A 19830-nucleotide genomic window follows, 5' to 3' on the forward strand; every position below is an offset into this window, starting at 1 on the left:
AAATGATTTTTTATAACCATATAAAAGATTACGAAAATCCGAAACGTCAGTATGAAGAAGATGTTCTTGTTCTGGACGAAACGGATGAAGTATACAAGTTAGTCCTGCATAATGATGATGTCCATACATTTGATTATGTAATTGACTGCTTGATAGAGATCTGCAAACATACCTTAGAACAGGCAGAACAATGTACAATTCTTGTTCATTTTAAGGGTAAATGTACCGTAAAAACAGGTTCACTGGATATTTTGAAACCAATGCACGAAAAACTGCTTTCAAGAGAATTAACCAGCGAAATCGTATAAAATTGATCAGCTCCGACGATGGTCGGAGCTTTTTTTATGAGAGCAATCAATTATCAATTCATTAGAAGCCGTAAGCTAAAAGTGGAATTTATGATCATGTGTTTTTGTACAGTATTTTTTCTGAACAATTTCAGCTTTTAATATTTATTTGCATTCAAGTAAAATAGTATATTTGTAAAAACTATAAAGAAACAAAAACAATGCTTGTAATAGGAATTGCAGGAGGTACAGGCTCCGGCAAAACTACGGTTGTTGATAAGATCATTCAGCAGCTTGACATCGAAGGAATGAACATCCTTTCTCAGGATAACTATTATCATGATAATCATAATCTTACATTGGCGGAAAGAGAAGCCTTGAATTATGATCATCCCAAATCCATCGATTTTGACCTTCTGATACAACATGTAAAAGCTTTAAAAAATAACGAATCAATAGAGCAGCCGGTTTACAGCTTTGTAACGCATGGAAGAACAGGAGATCACGTTACCGTAGAACCTAAAAACGTATTGGTAGTAGAAGGAATTCTGGTTCTTACCAACAAGGAATTACTAAAGGAATTCGATCTTAAAGTTTTTGTGCATGCAGATTCGGACGAAAGGCTGATAAGGAGGATCAGGAGAGATACACAGGAAAGAGGAAGAGATCTTAATGAAGTTCTGCACCGTTATCAGACAACTTTGAAACCGATGCATCAGGAATTTATTGAACCTTCCAAAAATGAAGCAGATCTGATCATCCCGAATATGAGACAGAATTCCGTTGCGATTGATTTTTTAACCACCGTTATTAAGAACTCGTTGAGAAAACATTAAAATGAAAGAAAACAAGCTTATTAAAGACATTCAGCCCAAGTCTGAAACATTCAAACTTATCCAGAAATATTTTTTGAATAAATATACCATTACAATCTGTCTGTTTCTGGTCTGGATGATTTTCTTTGATAAAACTTCTTTTCTGGTAATTAATGAACTGAACGGCGAAATCAGCAAATATGAAGAACAGCTTCAATATTATAAAACCGAATACGAAAAGAACGATGCGTTTTATAAAAAGCTGATGAACAATAAGTCTGAAAAAGAAAAATACGCAAGAGAAAACTACTTCATGAAAAAACCAAATGAAGAAATTTTCATCTTGGTCGTGGACAGCGCAAACACGAAGAAATAATTCTTTAATGAATTCTCAATAGTGAATTTTGCTTCGCAAATGAATTTAAAAAAAAGATTTTTCATCATTTATCATCATAGAAAAACCTTTGCGTTAAGATTATAAACGGATCATAATCAAGTAAAAATTGATGAATAAAAGCGGATTGACTATTGACCATTCACAAATTCAAACAAAAACTATGTCAAATACAGCCTGGGAAAATTTAGTAAAAAAACAGCTTAAAACAGACGATATTTATCCAATCCTTACCAAAGAAAATCTGGAAGGAATTGTGGTGAAACCTTTCTACGATTCTGTGCAGAAACCATTGGTAAATCTGCCGAAAATTGAAGAAAGCACGCATTTGGTAGCAAAATATCATGAAAGTTTAGAAGAAGATGTTTTTGCATTTATTTTAGACCAAAATGTAGAAAACCTCGAACAGAAAACCATTTTTGTGAATAATGCGGAACTCGCAGGTCACATCAGTCCGAAAGAAGAAGACCAATACTTTTCACTTATTGATGTTTTTGATGAAAAACAAGCTGTAATTAATGACCAGTTGGTAAAAGAACTACTCGCAAAACAATTCAGAAGACATATTTGTGTAGATATTTCCCTTCATCAGAATGCCGGAGCCGCTATTTTTCAGCAATTGGGAATTGCTTTGGCAAAAACAAAAGAACTTGTAGAAATCTATGGTTCTGAGATTTTAAATAAACTGATCTTCAGAATAGCAGTCGGTGGAAATTACTTCTTTGAAATGGCTAAACTAAGAGCATTTAAAATAGTTTTCAATCAATTGTCAAAAGAATACGATCTGGATGAAATTCCATACATTTTTGCTGAAACTTCCCTGAGAAATAAAGCCGTTTCCGATAACGAAAACAACCTGATCCGTTCTACTTTAGAACTTGCAGCAGCCATGATCGGCGGAGCAGATGCGGTTTTCAGCAATAATTATCTGGTCGAGAGAAGCTCTGAGAACTCAGAAGAAATCTCCTTCAAACAGCAGATTGTTCTGGCTTACGAAAGCATCATCAATGTTTTTGAAGATGCCTCTAACGGAAGTTATTATGTAGAAGATATTACACAGCAGATCGCGGAAAAATCTTGGGCATTTTTCGTAGAAATAGAGGAGAACGGAGGTTATCTCGAACTTTTAAAACAGAGAACTATTCAGAAAAAAATCTACGATCACGCCATTGAAGAACAGAAGTGGGTGGAAGAAGGCAAGATAAAGCTGATTGGTGTTAATTTATATCCAAAATTAGACCTCAAAAAGTCTGTTGAGGAACTTTATAACGAAAAAGAAATTAAATGCGTTCGCTGGGCGGAAATGTTTGAATAAAAAACTAAACTATGAAAAACTTGTATTTATTGATGGGGATTCTGATCTCTACTTTCGTCTTTTCACAGACGCAAAACAGAATTGTGGGAAATTGGCAGGGAGTTGACTCCAAAGGTATAAAAAACTCGGTTTCCTTTTCCAAAGACGGATATTTTAGTCTTCATGTGAAAGATTTAAATATGGTAGGTAAAAAGACACTCATTCAAAAAGGACCGTTTAAAGGAAAGTTTTCTTACATCAAATATCAACTGGATGAAACTACAGATCCTGCAAAAATCCTTATAAAAACGGGTTATTTTGAAGGTAATCAGGAAGTGGAAAAAGGTACATTGAACGGAATTGTCCGTTTTACAAACGATAAAGAAATGGATCTCTATCTTGATATGTCCGGAAAGGATACGGCAACTTTTGAGGAAGCGGACAAGAACCAGATCGTTCATCTCAAGAAAATTTCAAAATAAAGGTGAATAAACAGCTTTTAAAAGAAGAAATTCAGCAATTTATCAATGCAAATCTAAACGCAGATTTGCATTCTTTGTTATTAAAAAAATCCCCGTTTCCGGAAGTTTCCATACAGGAAATTGTTCAGCAGATCAAAGGAAAGCAGGTTGCACAGAAGAAATTTCCGTTTCTGCTGAAAGAAGGAATTATTTTTCCGCCACAACTGAATTTAGAACAGTCTTCCTCCGAAAAAACAGCATTGTATAAATCTCGAATCTTAAAAGGTAAAAAGTTCATCGATTTAACCAGCGGCTTTGGAATTGATGCCTATTATTTATCCGAAAATTTTGACGAAGTAACTTTGGTAGAACAAAATCCGGAACTTCTGGAAATTGTTGAACACAATTGGAACATTTTAGGAAGAAAAGCAAAGTTTGTCAACCAGAACCTCGAAGATTTTTTAAATGAAAATAAAGAAACTTACGATATAATCTATCTTGATCCCGCGCGAAGAGACCACAATAAAAATAAAGTCTTTTTACTCGAAGATCTGTCGCCTGATATTATTGAGATTCAGGAAAAATTACTTTCTGTTTCCAATAAGGTAATAATAAAACTTTCGCCGTTAATTGATCTGAAATATCTGGTTTCTGTTTTACCCAACCTTTTCAGAATCGATATTATTGCTGTAAAAAATGATGTTAAAGAAGTCGTAGTATTTTTGTCAAACCAAAATTCAGACAAGATCATCTGTCATTGTGTAAACCTTGAAAGTGAAGAATCAATGTTTACATTTACATTTGGAGATGAAGAAACTACTGTTGCAGAGTTTGGTGAACCTGAAAAATACATCTACATTCCCAATAATTCGGTTTTAAAAGCCGGAGTTTTTAATGTAATCTCAGAAAAATTCAGATTAAAAAAACTACATCCCAACACACATCTTTACACGTCAAATCAAAAGATAACTGATTTTCCCGGAAGGATTTTAGAGATGGAAGTTATTGATGCTAAACAGATTGTAAAGAAAAGTCAGTTCAATATCATTTCCAAAAATTATCCTCTAAAACCGGAAGAAATTAAGAAGAAATACAACCTGAAGGATGGCGGAGAAAACTATCTTATTTTTACACAATCCAAAAAAGGAAAAATTATACTAAAATCAGTATAAAAATGTTGCCGAAAAAAATAGGAATCCTTAATTTTGGACAATTAAAAATTAATAAGAATCGTCTTTGTTAATCTATGCAAAATGATTCTGCTGATCTTAAAAAAATAAATTTTACATATGAAAAAATTAGTTATATGTTTAGCTCTTGCTACCGTTGCTGTAAGCTGTAAGAAAATTCAGGCCGGAGGGAACAAAAATACCTTGAAACTTGAAGAAGGAGCAGAAAGATATTCAGATGATCCTCAAGGTGAAGGTCATGGTCACGAAGCTGCTACAATGCATACAGAAGAGACAACCGCAGAAAAGCACGAAGCCGAAGCGCCAAAAACAGACAGTATAGCAACTGCAAAACCTGCCGAAGCTAAAGAAGCTCCGAAAGCTGAACACTAATTAAAAGTACAATATAAAAATGTCCCGCAGCAATGTGGGATATTTTTTTTGAAGCTGTTTCGCGCTTTCCGCACTCGCTATTTTCTGTTTTTCGGCGCGGCGAAGCCGCGCCGAAAAACAGAAAATGAGCTCAGACAAATGCTGCAATCACGGCTAAACTGAAGTCTGTGAGTCAATTTCAGGGATAAAATACCATTCAGATTAAGATTTTCCGACAGCACACTTCAGACCTGAGGAAAATTATACGTTTTTGTTTGTTCCTGAGAAGCAAATTTTTTACTTTTAGCAAAATAATATTTTACAATGCAAGAGACATTAAATTACATCAACGAAAACAAACAGCGTTTCGTAGATGAATTATTTGAATTACTGAGAATACCTTCCATTTCTGCCGATCCGGCTTATAAAAACGATGTTTTGAAATGTGCGGATGTAGTAGCAGAACACCTTAAAAATGCAGGAGCTGATAATGTGGAAGTCTGCCAGACCAAAGGCTATCCTATTGTGTATGGAGAAAAAATTTCAGATACAAATTTGCCGACAGTTTTAGTGTACGGACATTACGATGTTCAGCCTGCAGATCCGTTAGAACTGTGGACAAAACCACCATTCGAACCTTATATTGAGAAAACAGAACTTCATCCGGAAGGAGCCATCTTCGCAAGAGGTTCAGCAGACGACAAAGGACAGTTTTTCATGCATCTTAAAGCTTTTGAAGCCATGATGAAGACTAATGCACTTCCTTGCAATGTTAAATTTATTTTAGAAGGAGAGGAAGAAGTAGGTTCGGTAAGCTTAGGAGATTGGGTAAATGAAAATAAAGAAAAGCTTTCTTGTGATTGTATTTTAATTTCAGATACACATATCTACAGCAACGAACAGCCTACTGTTACTACAGGTTTAAGAGGATTAAGCTATGTGGAAGTAGAAGTGGAAGGTTCAAACAGAGACCTGCATTCAGGACTTTATGGCGGTGCCGTTCCAAACCCGATCCATGTCCTGTCAAGAATGATTGCTAAACTAATTGACGAAGACGGACACATAACAATCGACGGATTCTATGATAATGTAGAAACCGTTTCAGATTCAGACCGTGCAGATATGAATAAGCTGAAAGATAACCCTGAAGAATTCAAAAAATCTATCGGCTTAAACGGAGTAGAGGGAGAAAAAGGATATACTACACTCGAAAGAACCTCGATTCGCCCAACCTTAGACTGCAACGGAATTTGGGGAGGTTATACAGGAGAAGGAGCAAAAACTGTAATTCCGTCAAAGGCTTTTGCTAAAATTTCAATGCGTCTGGTTCCGTATCAGACTCCGGAAGAAATAACAGAAAAATTCACGAAATACTTTGAAAAAATTGCTCCGGAAAATGTAAAAGTAAAAGTTACTCCACATCATGGAGGAATGCCTTATGTTTTACCAACCGATACAAAAGAATTTATGGCAGCAAAACAGGCAATGGAATCAGCCTTCGGAAAAGAAGTTCTTCCTTACAGAGGAGGAGGAAGTATTCCGATTACTGCTATGTTCGAGCAGGTTTTAGGAGCTAAATCTGTTTTAATGGGCTTTGGATTAGATTCAGATGCGATCCACTCTCCAAACGAACATTACGGGCTGTTTAACTTTTATAAAGGAATAGAAAGTATTCCGTTATTTTTTGAGAATTATGCGAAGTAATTTTTAACAATCAATAAATGAGTTCCTTAGGATTTTTTTTCTTAAGGAATTTTTTTTATATTTAGTGCAGCTAATAAATTAATTGAAATATAATGAGAAAAAATCTACTTATTGCTTTAGGAACAGCATTATCAGTTGGGCTTTCAGCGCAGACAATAGCAACAGATAATTTTAATTCTTTAACATCCGGAAATTTAGCTACAGATGTAACAGGTGTAACAGCGGGACAAGGAGGCTATTATATTTACGGCGGAGCGGCTAGCGATTATCAGGTAACAACTATAGATGCGGCACATGGGAATTCACTAAGAATAACCAGTGGAGCAGGATATAGTTCAACAGCAAATACCTACAATAGATTTGCTTTCAAAAGCATTACTACAACAGCTAACGCAGGAAACGATATTCTGAAAGGATCAATGGAATTGTACACTGGTCCTGCTACCGGTGCTGGTAAAATACAATGTGTTCTTTACGATTCTACGATGGGCGTTGTAGGAATAAATTATGATTTTGCTACTAAAAAAATCAGCGGTATGGGAAGATTGACACCAACTGCTACAGGGACAGCTGCTTTTTATAATATTGGTTTGGGAACGGCTACTTATCCTGCAAACACATGGGTATCAGTTTCTTTCACATATAATAAAACTACGGGAGCATATACCTGGACTTATCCGGAAGGAACTTATTCATTTACAAACTCTGCTTACACACTCTCTCCTGGATTGGTACCCGCTGAATTTGATTTTGTGTCAGTAACTGCTACGGGTAATACAGTTGCTAATCAGGCAGGAATTGATAATGTAAATCTACTGTTTGGAAATGCAACTTCTTTAGGAACTCAGGATACAAAAATTGTTAGCAAAATTGGTTTAACTGTATATCCTAATCCAACTACTGATATTTTAAATATTAAATCAGATTCTAAAATTATTAATGTTTCAGTCGTAGATATTACAGGAAGAAAAGTAAATGTAAAATTATACACAGATCAGGTAGATGTAAGGGAACTTTCCACAGGAACTTATTTGATTAATGTTGAAACAAAAGATGGAATTTATACTGAAAAATTTATAAAAAAATAAAACATCAGTAATCTTGTAAAACGCTTTTTTTTAAGCGTTTTTTTTATTATAAAGTAAAATTTGTCTGATAGTTTTATAAACGAATTAGTCTTAGATTACCTAAAGTTAACTTGGAAATTAAGTTTTTTACTTTATGTATGATCTTTCCGGAAAAAGAATTGATCTTCCTTTAAGTGGTAATAAAGTGAATGTTTCCGGCTTAGCTAATGGAAATTATTTATTAGGAATTAAAACAGATGAAGGTTTTGTCACTAAAAAACTGATCAAAGAATAATATTGAAAATATTTTTAATAATAAGGCTGCATTATAAATAATGTAGCCTTTATTGTTAAAATTTTACTTATAATTGTGGTATTAATATTATATTTTAAATATAATTGTTTTGTTTTCAAAATATTATTAATATATTTATATAACTAAATTTTAATGATATGAGAAAACTTTTACTACTCGGCTCGTTTCTGAGCCTGGTCTCGATGAACGCGCAGACAAACGTTTACAGCTATGGTTTTGATACCGCTTTTACAACCTGGACAACCTCTAATCAAAGTAGTCCTGTAACTACCTCGGTTTGGACAAAAGCCACTTATACCACTCCTTTAACCAATCCACTGTTTGGAAGCGGCAATACAACTACTGTTCCTGTGGGACAGGCAGGAGGCAGCAATTCTTTTGCTTTGGTAAATTATACAAGTACATCTGGCGCGGGAACGATCAGCAACTGGTTATTCACCAATGCAATAGATGTTAAAAACGGCGACATTGTAAGCTTTTATTCCAGAAAAGGAACAGACGGAACTACCGATTATCCTGATCGTCTGGAACTAAGATATGCATTAGCAGCCGGAGCCGTTCTTCCGACTACCGGAGCTGCTGATGTGGGTTCCTTTACAAACTTAGGAGTATCTGTTAATCCAACTTTGGCAGGAAATTTTGTTTATCCCAAAATATGGACAAAATATAGCTTTACGGTTACCGGAGTAGGAACAACACCGGTTCCCGTAAGATTTGCTTTCAGATACTATGTAACCGATGGAGGTCCAAGTGGAAATAATTCGGATCTTATTGGTATTGATACTTTTTCCATAGACAGACCTACATTATCTACCAATGATGTTTCTTTGAGTGATAAAGGAGTTTCTGTTTATCCAAATCCGACGACAGATTACATTTCTTTTAAATCTGCAGACAAATTCAGTAACATCGAAGTATTTGATATTGCCGGTAAAAAAGTAGATGTAAAACTGGAAGGAGATAAAATAAACGTAAAACATCTGAATGCTGGTTCATACATCATCAGCATGGAATCCAAAGGAAATAAAGTTTCCCAGAAATTCATCAAAAAATAAATTAATTCTATATTATTTTGAAAGCGCTTCGATTCGGAGCGCTTTTTTATTTGAACCAGTAAACTGACAAATGTTAGGCAATAAAAATTACCTTATTTAAAGCATTTTTGCTATTTTTAAGAACTTAAACCAGCAATAATTATGATCGATAATAAAGTAGCATATATAACAGGAGGAACCAAAGGCATAGGCTTCGGAATTGCTAAAGTTTTGCTTGAAAACGGAGTTTCGGTTGCATTTTCGGGAAGAAAAAAGGAAGATGTGGAAAAAGCTGAACAGGATTTAAGGCAGATTTCAGAAAATGTCTTGGGAGTTGTGTCTGATGTAAAAGAACTTACCAATGAAGAAGATGCAGTAAGACAGATAAAAGAAAAGTTCGGAAGACTGGATTTTGTGATTGCAAATGCGGGTTTAGGAATATTTAAGCCTGTTGATGAACTATCTGCTGAAGAGTGGAATGATATGATTGAAACAAATTTAACAGGTGTTTTCTACACATTAAAAGCTTCTGTAGAAGAATTGAAAAAGACAGAAGGATATTACATCACCGTTTCAAGTCTGGCAGGCGCTAACTTCTTTGAAAACGGAACAGGCTACAATGCCTCAAAATTTGGTGTAGTAGGTTTCACACAGGCAGCAATGATCGATTTAAGAAAGTACAACATCAAATCTACCGTAATTATGCCGGGTTCTGTAGCCACCCATTTCAACGGAAATACTCCTTCGGAAAAAGACGCATGGAAGATTCAGCCTGAAGATATGGGGAATCTGGTTTTGGATATTTTAAAAATGAACCCGAGAGTTTTACCGAGTAAGATTGAATTTCGGGCGACTAAACCCGCTAAATAATGACTTTAATGCATTGAATAGTAAAATAATAAGTACTATGCATGCATAATATATTTTTTATTTATATTAGCAACAGATAATTGAGTTAAAATTTAAAGAAACATTAAATTAATTAAGGGCTAAAAAATAGTACACATGAAACCTAAAAGTTTCATCTGACCATTAAAACAATAAGAACAACATATGAAAATATTAGTTTGTATAAGTAGTGTTCCGGATACTACTTCCAAAATTAACTTTACAGCGGATAAATCTGCATTCGACAAAAACGGAATTCAGTGGGTAATTAATCCTCTTGACGAATTTGCGTTAACAAAAGCAATAAAATTACAGGAATCTCAGGGAGCAACAGTAACCGTAATCAACGTAGGAGATGTTTCTACCGAGCCTGTTGTAAGAAAAGCTTTGGCAATCGGAGCAAATGATGCGGTGAGAGTAAATCTTGATCCTAAAGACAGTTTCTCTACAGCTAAAGAAATTGCAGCAGTTGCACAAAACGGAGGTTACGATTTAATCCTTTGCGGTAAAGAATCAATAGACTATAACGGAGGTTCTGTTCCGGGAATGGTAGCTCAGTTATTGAACCAGCCTTTCGTAAACGCTTCTGTAGGACTTGATGTAAACGGAAGCGAAGCTACTGCGGTAAGAGAAATTGAAGGAGGTAAAGAAACCATTTCTGTAAAATTACCAGCTGTAATCGCGGGTCAGAAAGGATTGGTAGACGAAAAAGACTTAATTATTCCGAACATGAGAGGAATTATGTCTGCAAGAACAAAACCTTTGCAGGTAGTTGAACCTACTTCTTCTGAGGTGAAAGTTCAGGGAGTTTCTTATGACAGCGTTCCGCCAAGAGCAGCCGTAAAACTGGTTTCTCCGGATAATTTGGATGAATTGGTAAGATTACTTCACGAAGAAGCGAAAGTTATCTAATATTGAGGCTAAGACTGAGTTTTAGATTTAAATTCTAAATCTTAGCCTAAACCTAAACCTTTAATTTTTTAAAATTCAAAAAATGGCAGTATTCGTATACGCAGAAAATATAAACGGAGTTTACAAAAAAGCGGCTTTTGAAGCAGTTTCTTATGCTAAAGCTGTTGCAGATCAGGCAGGAGATACCGTAACGGCAATCTCTGTAAACCCTACAGATTCTTCAGATCTATTGTATAAATATGGAGCATCAAACGTAATCAACATCAAAGACGAAGGTCTTAAAAGTTTCTCAGCTAAAGCTTATGCTCAGGCGGTAAGTGAAGTAGCAAACGGAAACATCATCGTTTTCCCTCACACAACAGATGCTTCTTCCATTGCTCCGATGTTGGCAGTAATGAACGGACATTCTTTAATTACAAATGTATTGGAAGCTCCTGAAAGTCTTTCTCCGTTTCAGGTGAAAAGAAGAGCTTTCTCAGGAAAAGGATTTATGCATGCAAAAGCAGAAGGAAGCGGGGTAATTGTAACCGTTTCTCAAAATGCTTTCGGAGTGAAGGAAAATGCAGTTTCCGGATCAGAAGAAGTGAAAAATCTATCCGTTGCCAATGAAGATACAAAAGTAATTTCTCATGAGCAGAGTTCAGGAAAATTAGACCTTAAAGAAGCAGAAATCGTAGTTTCTGCTGGAAGAGGGTTAAAAGGTCCTGAAAACTGGGGAATGGTAGAAGATCTGGCAAATGTTTTGGGCGCAGCAACAGCGTGTTCAAAACCGGTTTCAGATATCGGATGGAGACCTCACACAGAACACGTAGGACAGACAGGTAAGGCAATCTCTCCGAATCTTTATATTGCAATCGGTATTTCCGGAGCAATTCAGCATTTGGCAGGAGTTAACTCCTCTAAAACAATCGTAGCGATCAACAGTGATCCTGAAGCTCCATTCTTCAAATCCGCAGATTACGGAGTTGTAGGAGATGCTTTCCAGATTATTCCTGCGCTAACAGAGAAAATAAAAGCTCTTAAAGCATAAAAAAGTGGATTGGGCAACAGTCGATTATTTCATGTGTAAATTTTAAAGTACATCTTTAAAAAATTCGCTTACGAAGTAAAACAGACAGTGTCATTAAATCACAATTCGCATATAAAAGCCCTTTTCGGGCTTTTATTTTTGTACAAAAAGTAAAAAAAACTTTGAAAAATTAATCTATATTTGTAGTTATGGATTATAAACAGTTAATTATTCGCGGAATATCGTACAGCCAGACACAATCCGGGGCGTACGCACTATTATTGGAACATGAAGAAACACATATTAAATTACCTGTTGTTATAGGGAATTTTGAGGCACAATCCATTTCTTTGGGGCTTGAGAAAGATATTCACCCACCTCGTCCTCTTACACATGATTTATTTACAAAATTTATACATTCTGCAAATTACGAACTTGTATCCGTTATCATCTATCAGATTGTAGACGGCGTTTTCTTCTCAAATATCAACTTTAAAAATAAAGCTACAGATGAAGAACTCATCTTAGATGCCAGAACTTCAGATGCGGTAGCAATGGCAGTTCGTTTTGATGCCCCTATTTTTACAACACAGCAGGTACTTAACGAAGCCGGAATTCTGCTGGAACTGGAAGATGTAACCAAAGAAGAACCTTCGTTTTCCGAAACCGTTCAGGCGGAAGATAACCTAAAATCGATTTCGATGGAAGAATTGCAGAAGTTGCTGGATGAAGCGGTAAAAGAAGAAGATTATGATACGGCTCTTGAAATTCAGGAAGAAATCAGGAGAAGGAAGAAAAAAATTGACTAAAGAGATTATTTATACTAACTTATGAACTTAAAATTACGACTGACCATCTTAAGTTTTCTGCAGTTCTTCGTTTGGGGAGCATGGCTGATTACGATGGCTAATTTTTGGTTCGGTACAAAACATTGGGACGGAGCGCAGTTTGGTGCTGTTTTCGGAACCATGGGGATTGCTTCCATTTTTATGCCGACCATCACCGGAATTATTGCCGACCGTTGGGTAAACGCAGAAAGAATTTTTTCAGCGTTACATATTTTATACGGTATCGTGCTTTTTATTCTGCCTCATTCTGCAGATCCCGGTTCTTTTTTTACGGTAATGCTCGTTGCCATGTGTTTTTACATGCCGACCATTGCATTAGCCAATTCAATTTCCTATACTATTCTTAAAAACAGTGAACTGGATGTTGTTAAGGATTTCCCGCCAATCCGTGTTTGGGGAACTATTGGTTTTATTGTAGCGATGTGGATTACCAATCTTACGGGGAACAAAGCTACGGAAGGACAATTTTATATTGCCGGAGCGGTTGCTATTTTCTTAGGAATTTATGCTTTAACATTACCAAAATGCCCTCCACAAAAATTAATAGACAAAGATGCGCCGCTATCCGAGCAGTTAGGTCTTAATGCTTTTAAGCTGTTCAAAGATTATAAAACAGCATTGTTTTTCTTATTTTCCATGCTTTTGGGGGCGGCTTTACAGCTTACCAATGCTTACGGAGACGTATTTCTGAGTGAATTTGAACATTTTCCTAAATATGCTGATTCTTTTGTAGTGAAAAGATCTACAATTATCATGTCTATTTCTCAGATTTCGGAAACACTATTCATTTTGGCAATTCCTTTCTTTTTAAAACGATACGGAATTAAAAAAGTAATGCTGATCTCAATGTTTGCATGGGTTTTACGATTCGGATTCTTTGCTTATGGTGTTCCGGAAGGATATGGCTTAAGTTTAATCATCCTTTCCTGCATTGTGTACGGGATGGCTTTCGATTTTTTCAATATTTCAGGATCGCTTTTTGTAGAAACCACTACCGATAAAAAGATCCGTTCTTCAGCTCAGGGATTATTCATGATGATGACGAATGGTTTTGGTGCAGTTTTTGGAAGTTATGCAGCAGGTTGGGCGATTGATAAATTCTTCACCCATAAGTTCACAACAGCTTCTTCACTGGCAAGTTATCTTGAAACTACGCCGGACAATCAGACATTTTTAGGAATTCTGCAGAAGAGTTTTAATTCTGCGGTAAATCCGGACGGAACTTTATCTTCTATTGTAATGGTAAAAGACTGGCATAATATCTGGCTTTCTTTCGCTGCATATGCTTTGATTTTAGCTATTTTATTTGCTGTTCTGTTCAAACACAAACATACACCAATTCAGACATCTGATATTAAACATTAATTTTATCACACTGATAACGAATATATTAAATTGCACTTTCAAAAAAAGTGCAATTTTTTTTGATATTCAGGCAACCCTTTCAAAAATCTTTCGTCTTATAAACAGAAACTAATTAATGAAGAATTTAGAAGAGAATTTTAAACTGGCAAAAAAGCAGGATCGGAGAATAACAAAGCTTTGGGATTAAAATTCTTTAAAAATGAATATGATAACTGTATAAAATACAGGGAAAATATTCCAGACGCTGTTAATGCTTTTCTTTTTGGGGGTAAATTGTCTTTGGGATATGGTCCGTTTAATATTTTTGTGAAAAAAGATTTCACACCCATATTCAACGATCAGGCAAAAATTAATAACAAATATGGCGTTCAGATAGGATTGGAGCTGTTATATGTCAATTTTTAATATGAATCTGCATCATAGAAAAACACACTTTTTGGAGTGTGTTTTTTTTTGTATTTTGGCACTTTAAGAAATATGAAAAATATTCAGTTATTAGGATTGATATTGGTGGTTGCAGGAAGTTTTCTGCCGCTCGTTCACGTTCCCATCATCGGAAACTGGAACTATTGGAAGCTCGATCATTCTCTGGCAATAATCTGTTGGATTCTTTCAGCAGGAGCACTTTTTGGTATTGCAAACAATAATACAAAAGTTTCTAAAATTTTTGGTATTCTTCTGGTTGTTCTGTTCGTTTTTACGCTTATTGCCGTAAAACTTCAGGCTTCAGATTATTTCAGCTTTATGCCTTTTAAATCATGGCAGGATAAACTGGCAGGAATTGTAAAGTTAAAATGGGGCTGGATCTTAGAATTTTTAGGAGCATTTATCATCATTTTAGTTAAAAATAATAAAGTAAAAGCATAATCACGTATGAATTTTTTGAAAATATTTTCGATCGGAGTATTTTTTCTATGTGCATCGTACGCGAATGCACAGTCTCAGGAAACGGTAAAAAAGAAACCTGTAGATAACCCTCCAAAATGTACTAATATTAAGGAAGGTAAGTTTTACAGGATGAATTATCCGCCCAATCTTTGGTATATGACCATAAAAGATAATATACAGACCGAATATTATAACGACGGTAAAGATTTTATAAAACTAACCATGGTTTTTGTGGGCGATTGCGAGTATAAATTAATTGCTGTTGAAAAAACCGAAAAAGAAAATCCTATTAAAGTAGGAGATATATTCACCAATAAAGTTATTGCCACGCAGGACAATTACATAAAAATTCAGTCAAAATTCGAAAACGACACTTATAATTTTGTACTGATGAAAGCAAAAGAAAACAAAAAATAAACAGAAGGATTATAAGATTCGGTTTAAACTAAACGTAAAAAATAGAATTATAAAAATGAAAGAAGTATTCATCGTTTCCGCAGTAAGAACTCCAATGGGAAGTTTCTTAGGAAGTTTATCTGCTGTTCCTGCAACGAAGCTGGGAGCTGTTGCGGTAAAAGGAGCATTAGAAAAAATCGGCCTTGATCCGAAACAGGTTCAGGAAATCTACATGGGGAACGTTTTACAGGCGGGAGAAGGACAGGCTCCGGCTCGTCAGGTAGCTTTAGGAGCAGGACTTTCAAACGAAACGCCTTCTACTACGGTAAATAAAGTTTGTGCATCCGGAATGAAAGCGGTTTCTATGGCTGCACAGGCAATTAAAGCAGGAGATGCAGACGTAATTGTTGCAGGAGGTATGGAAAATATGTCCTCAGTTCCACATTACTACAACGCGAGAAATGCAACAAAATTAGGCGATGTAAAAATGCAGGACGGAATGGTTCTGGACGGACTTACAGACGTTTACAACAAAGTTCATATGGGAGTTTGTGCAGAAAAATGTGCAGCAGACTACAGTATTTCAAGAGAGGAGCAGGATAATTTTGCCATCGAATCTTATAAAAGAGCAGCAAAAGCATGGTCGGAAGGTAAATTTGCTGATGAGGTTGTTCCTGTGGAAATTCCTCAGAGAAAAGGAGATCCGATTATTTTTGCAGAAGATGAAGAATATAAAGCGGTAAATTTCGACAGAATTCCTACACTTCCTACAGTATTTAAAAAAGAAGAAGGAACAGTAACGGCAGCAAACGCTTCTACACTCAATGACGGAGCTTCTGCTTTGATCCTTGTTTCTAAAGAAAAAATGGAGGAATTGGGACTTAAGCCTTTGGCGAGAATCGTTTCTTATGCAGATGCAGCTCAGGCTCCTGAAGATTTCACTACAGCACCTTCAAAAGCTTTGCCTACTGCTCTTAAAAAAGCAGGTTTAGAGCTTACAGACATCGATTTCTTCGAATTCAACGAAGCTTTCTCTGTAGTAGGTCTGGCGAACAATAAAATTTTAGGACTGGATGCTTCTAAAGTAAACGTAAACGGTGGAGCTGTGGCTATTGGTCACCCTCTTGGAAGTTCAGGATCAAGAATCATTGTAACTTTAATTAACGTTTTGAAACAGAATAACGGTAAATACGGTGCAGCAGCAATCTGTAACGGAGGAGGCGGAGCTTCTGCTATCGTTATTGAAAATATGCAGTAATCATTAGATTGATACATTCAGAATCCGGAAGTTTTACTTTCGGATTTTTTTTGGGAGCTATTTCCCGCTTTCCGCACTCGCTATTTCGGGTTTCGGCGGCGGCGTAGCCGCCGCCGAAACCCGAAATGAGCTCAGACAAATGCTGCAATCGGGGCTAAAATTACAGACATTCATAGAAATTATCGGTAAAAATCATTTGAAAGGTTAAGAAACTTTTAAAAAATTAAAAGCAATCAAAAAAAACAATATCTAATTGAAATAAGATAATTTTTCTCCTGAAAAATATTCTCTTCGGGCAAGAAATATTTATACTGAAGCCATATTTTAAATAGCACAATTTTAACGGAATAATAAAATTTTCTCCAAACCAAATAAAAAGCTCCGAATATTCAGCGGTTTTGCTATTTTTGTGTTTATTAATAATTATTTGAAATGTCTGAAATTGAGAATCTGCAAACTCAAAACATAAAGAATAATCCAAAGATCATGAAAGCCTGGGCGGTTTATGACTGGGCAAACTCCGTTTATTCTTTGGTAATTACTTCTACTATTTTCCCTATTTACTATTCCATTCTTACCACAGCGTACGAAAAAAAGGAATACGTGGCGGAAACAAAATCATGGATCGATGTTCCTGTAAGACATATGATTAAGATTTTTGGAGAAGAATATCAACCCGATGCGGTCTATGGATATTCTTTAACGATTTCCTTTTTCATAGTAGTTCTATTGTCTCCGTTTTTATCCTCTTTAGCAGATACAATAGGAAACAAAAAATCCTTCCTGCAGTTCTTCTGCTATTTAGGAGCTACATCTTGTATGGGATTGGCAATGTTTACCGGAATGCACAACGTATTCTTAGGATTACTCTTCAGCATTACTGCAAGTGTCGGATTTTGGGGAAGTCTGGTATTCTATAATTCCTTTTTACCGGATATTGCCACCAGAGACAAACAGGATGCACTTTCAGCAAAAGGATATGTTTACGGATATATAGGTTCCGTAGTTTTGGTAATAATCTGTTTACTTTTAATTCAGGTTCTTGCAAAAGGAGCTGCACAACAGTTGCTTTTCACAAGAATCAGCTTTTTACTAACCGGAGCTTGGTGGTTCGGTTTTTCTCAGTATACCTTCAAGCATCTGCCTCAGTTTGGTGATGTGAAAGAAAAACTTCCGAAAGATTTAGTCCTTTTAAACTATAAAAACATCTTCAAAAGACATAAAGAACAGGGTGGTTTCTTCGAAGTCTTAAAAGATAACTTAAGCTTCTATAAAGATATCGCCAAAGAAAGCTTTCATGAATTATTCAAAGTAGGAAAAGATCTGTTCAAAGACAGAAACCTGAAATATTTCCTTTCCAGCTTCTTTTTTTACAGCGTGGGAATGCAGACTATTTTCCTGATGGCAACACTTTTCGGGAAAAGCGAAATCAATCTTCCTCAGGATAAACTCATCGGAACACTTTTGGTCATTCAGATTGAAGCCATCATCGGAGCCGTAATTTTCTCAAGATTATCAAGAAAAATAGGAAACAAAAACGTAATTACCATTGCTATTATTCTTTGGATCGTTGCCTGTATCTGGGCATATTTCCTTAACAAAGAAAATCCGACAGTAGAATATCAGTTTTATGGAGTGGCTGCAGTGGTAGGTTTGGTAATGGGAGGTCTTCAGGCAATGTCCAGATCCACTTATTCCAAGCTGTTGCCGGAAAACTCAATGGAGAACACAACATTTTTCAGTTTTTATGATGTATTGGAAAAAATTGCCATCATTGTAGGAACATTTGTTTTTGCCTTATTTATCGATAAATACGATTCTTTAAGAGCCATTTTCGCTAAAATTGATGTCATGCTGCCTTCCGCTTCAGGAATGAGATTTGCCGCGTTTTCAATGGCACTATTTTTCTTTGTAGGATTAATATTGATACGATTCTTAAAGCTGAATACCCAGAAAAAATAGTTAAATCATACTACAACAAATTAAGGCGCTTTATAGCGTCTTTTTTATTTATTTGATTTTAAATTAACATGAGTTCCACGTAAAAACAATACAAAAATAGCAATGAGCTTTAGTCAAAACTTATATTCAATTTTTATTAAAGTTAATTTTGATCTGAAAACTTTACATAGGGCTGAAGAATAACGCTATTAATGAAATGTAGCCGTTTGATTATCAATTTATTTTAATCTTCTTATATCGACTCACGATAAATTACATTCCTTATTATTTCTTTTTAATAGAAAACCATATAAACCTTAATTTTCAGGCTTTTTTTGTAAATTTATATCAATGTAATTCTGATTTTAGATTTAATTAAAATTTTAAGAATATTTTGCTGTTAAAATTTGTTAGAATTCGGCGCGGGATTTGCTTATATTCATCAGAATAGTATTAAATTTGCAGAAAAATTTATTTAAATAAATGACAAACCCATTATTTTACGCAAAAATTCTTTTGTTCGGAGAATACGGAATCATAGAAGATTCCCAAGGTTTGACATTACCTTATAGCTTCTATAAAGGTACCCTCAAGTTCTCTTCACTGGATTCCGAATTTGAAAAAAAATCCAACAATCATCTTAAAAAATACGCAGATTATTTGCAGAATTTAGCACTTCCTGAAACTTTTGAGCTTAATGTTTCAAAGTTTAAAGAAGAAATTTCTGAAGGATTATTCTTCGACAGCAATATTCCTCAGGGATATGGAGTAGGAAGTTCCGGTGCTTTGGTTGCCGCAATTTTCGAAAGATATTCTGTTTCCAAGCATGAGCCTGAAAATATTTCAAAAGACGAACTGAAAAGTCTTCGAACAGTTTTTGGCTTAATGGAAAGCTATTTCCACGGAAAAAGCTCAGGAATTGATCCTCTTATCTGCTACATGAATCTTCCTATTCTTATCGAAAGCAAAGAAAGTGTAGATAAAGTTGCCATTCCGGAAAGCGAAGCCGGAAAAGGGGCAATATTTTTAATCGACTCCGGAATGACTGGCGAAACAGGACCAATGGTTCAGATTTTCTTTGAAAAAATGAAGACCGAAGGTTTCAGAAAAACCCTGAAAGAAGAATTTATCCGTTACAACAATGCTTGTATTGATGCATTCCTTAAAAAAGACATGAACCCGTTTTTCAGAAATCTGAAAAAACTTTCTCACTGGGCATATGAACATTTCCGTCCCATGATTCCTGAAAGTTTATTTAATGTCTGGAAAAAAGGTCTGGACTCCAATGCATATTATTTAAAACTCTGCGGAAGCGGCGGAGGTGGTTATATTTTAGGTTTCACCAAAGATTACGAAAAAGCAGAAAAAATGCTTGATGGCTTCCATAAAGAAGTGATTTACAGATTCTAAAA

General features: G+C 35.5%; 21 protein-coding genes. All 21 read left to right on the top strand.

The annotated features are described in order from the left end of the window. Positions 1 to 2 precede the first annotated feature (2 nt). The 21 genes from WFH39_RS03685 (at position 3) to WFH39_RS03785 (ending at position 19828) form a co-directional block, all read left to right on the top strand. Positions 3 to 308, top strand: a complete 306-nt coding sequence (locus tag WFH39_RS03685) for an ATP-dependent Clp protease adaptor ClpS (protein ID WP_214589881.1) — start codon at positions 3 to 5, stop codon at positions 306 to 308. A 200-nt stretch (positions 309 to 508) separates the two neighbouring features. Next, on the top strand, positions 509 to 1123 hold the full coding sequence (gene udk, locus WFH39_RS03690; protein WP_235130646.1) for a uridine kinase: 615 nt from the start codon (positions 509 to 511) through the stop codon (positions 1121 to 1123). Between the two features lies 1 nt (position 1124). Beyond that, a complete protein-coding gene (locus tag WFH39_RS03695; protein ID WP_235130648.1) occupies positions 1125 to 1478 on the top strand; it encodes an FtsB family cell division protein in 354 nt (117 codons plus the stop codon). A gap of 181 nt (positions 1479 to 1659) precedes the next feature. Further along, positions 1660 to 2811, top strand: coding sequence for a methylmalonyl-CoA mutase family protein (locus tag WFH39_RS03700; RefSeq protein ID WP_336688856.1), 1152 nt, complete (start codon positions 1660 to 1662; stop codon positions 2809 to 2811). An 11-nt stretch (positions 2812 to 2822) separates the two neighbouring features. Then, a complete protein-coding gene (locus WFH39_RS03705; protein ID WP_336688857.1) occupies positions 2823 to 3272 on the top strand; it encodes a hypothetical protein in 450 nt (149 codons plus the stop codon). Between the two features lie 2 nt (positions 3273 to 3274). Further along, on the top strand, positions 3275 to 4423 hold the full coding sequence (locus tag WFH39_RS03710) for a class I SAM-dependent methyltransferase (RefSeq protein WP_336688858.1): 1149 nt from the start codon (positions 3275 to 3277) through the stop codon (positions 4421 to 4423). A 117-nt stretch (positions 4424 to 4540) separates the two neighbouring features. Then, on the top strand, positions 4541 to 4813 hold the full coding sequence (locus tag WFH39_RS03715; RefSeq protein ID WP_336688859.1) for a hypothetical protein: 273 nt from the start codon (positions 4541 to 4543) through the stop codon (positions 4811 to 4813). 303 nt (positions 4814 to 5116) lie between these two features. Beyond that, complete coding sequence (locus WFH39_RS03720) at positions 5117 to 6496, top strand: dipeptidase (RefSeq protein WP_336688860.1); 1380 nt, start codon at positions 5117 to 5119, stop codon at positions 6494 to 6496. 92 nt (positions 6497 to 6588) lie between these two features. Beyond that, positions 6589 to 7584, top strand: coding sequence for a T9SS type A sorting domain-containing protein (locus WFH39_RS03725; RefSeq protein ID WP_336688861.1), 996 nt, complete (start codon positions 6589 to 6591; stop codon positions 7582 to 7584). Positions 7585 to 7717: 133 nt separating this feature from the next. After that, a complete protein-coding gene (locus WFH39_RS03730) occupies positions 7718 to 7858 on the top strand; it encodes a T9SS type A sorting domain-containing protein (protein ID WP_336688862.1) in 141 nt (46 codons plus the stop codon). Positions 7859 to 8016: 158 nt separating this feature from the next. Further along, on the top strand, positions 8017 to 8934 hold the full coding sequence (locus tag WFH39_RS03735) for a T9SS-dependent choice-of-anchor J family protein (RefSeq protein ID WP_336688863.1): 918 nt from the start codon (positions 8017 to 8019) through the stop codon (positions 8932 to 8934). Between the two features lie 141 nt (positions 8935 to 9075). Continuing rightward, on the top strand, positions 9076 to 9783 hold the full coding sequence (locus WFH39_RS03740; protein WP_336688864.1) for an SDR family oxidoreductase: 708 nt from the start codon (positions 9076 to 9078) through the stop codon (positions 9781 to 9783). 183 nt (positions 9784 to 9966) lie between these two features. Then, a complete protein-coding gene (locus WFH39_RS03745) occupies positions 9967 to 10713 on the top strand; it encodes an electron transfer flavoprotein subunit beta/FixA family protein (protein WP_116099204.1) in 747 nt (248 codons plus the stop codon). Between the two features lie 82 nt (positions 10714 to 10795). After that, the gene (locus WFH39_RS03750; protein ID WP_336688865.1) at positions 10796 to 11743 is read left to right on the top strand and encodes an electron transfer flavoprotein subunit alpha/FixB family protein; all 948 of its coding nucleotides are present in this window, start codon (positions 10796 to 10798) and stop codon (positions 11741 to 11743) included. 188 nt (positions 11744 to 11931) lie between these two features. Continuing rightward, entirely contained in the window at positions 11932 to 12531 is a 600-nt protein-coding gene (locus tag WFH39_RS03755) for a bifunctional nuclease family protein (RefSeq protein WP_214589869.1), read from the top strand. Positions 12532 to 12552: 21 nt separating this feature from the next. Then, positions 12553 to 13935 (top strand): nucleoside permease, encoded by a 1383-nt coding sequence (locus WFH39_RS03760; RefSeq protein ID WP_336688866.1) that lies wholly within the window; start codon positions 12553 to 12555, stop codon positions 13933 to 13935. Positions 13936 to 14412: 477 nt separating this feature from the next. Further along, positions 14413 to 14802: a hypothetical protein gene (locus tag WFH39_RS03765; protein ID WP_290265397.1), complete on the top strand. Its 390-nt coding sequence runs from the start codon at positions 14413 to 14415 to the stop codon at positions 14800 to 14802. A gap of 6 nt (positions 14803 to 14808) precedes the next feature. Then, positions 14809 to 15240, top strand: coding sequence for a hypothetical protein (locus tag WFH39_RS03770; RefSeq protein WP_336688867.1), 432 nt, complete (start codon positions 14809 to 14811; stop codon positions 15238 to 15240). A 55-nt stretch (positions 15241 to 15295) separates the two neighbouring features. Continuing rightward, positions 15296 to 16477 (top strand): acetyl-CoA C-acyltransferase, encoded by a 1182-nt coding sequence (locus WFH39_RS03775; protein WP_336688868.1) that lies wholly within the window; start codon positions 15296 to 15298, stop codon positions 16475 to 16477. Positions 16478 to 16909: 432 nt separating this feature from the next. Further along, positions 16910 to 18439, top strand: coding sequence for an MFS transporter (locus WFH39_RS03780; RefSeq protein ID WP_235130672.1), 1530 nt, complete (start codon positions 16910 to 16912; stop codon positions 18437 to 18439). A 462-nt stretch (positions 18440 to 18901) separates the two neighbouring features. Beyond that, complete coding sequence (locus tag WFH39_RS03785) at positions 18902 to 19828, top strand: mevalonate kinase family protein (RefSeq protein WP_336688869.1); 927 nt, start codon at positions 18902 to 18904, stop codon at positions 19826 to 19828. Positions 19829 to 19830 lie beyond the last annotated feature (2 nt).

Source organism: Chryseobacterium sp. MMO-72, from assembly GCF_037146035.1.
Taxonomy (GTDB): Bacteria; Bacteroidota; Bacteroidia; order Flavobacteriales; family Weeksellaceae; genus Chryseobacterium; species Chryseobacterium indicum.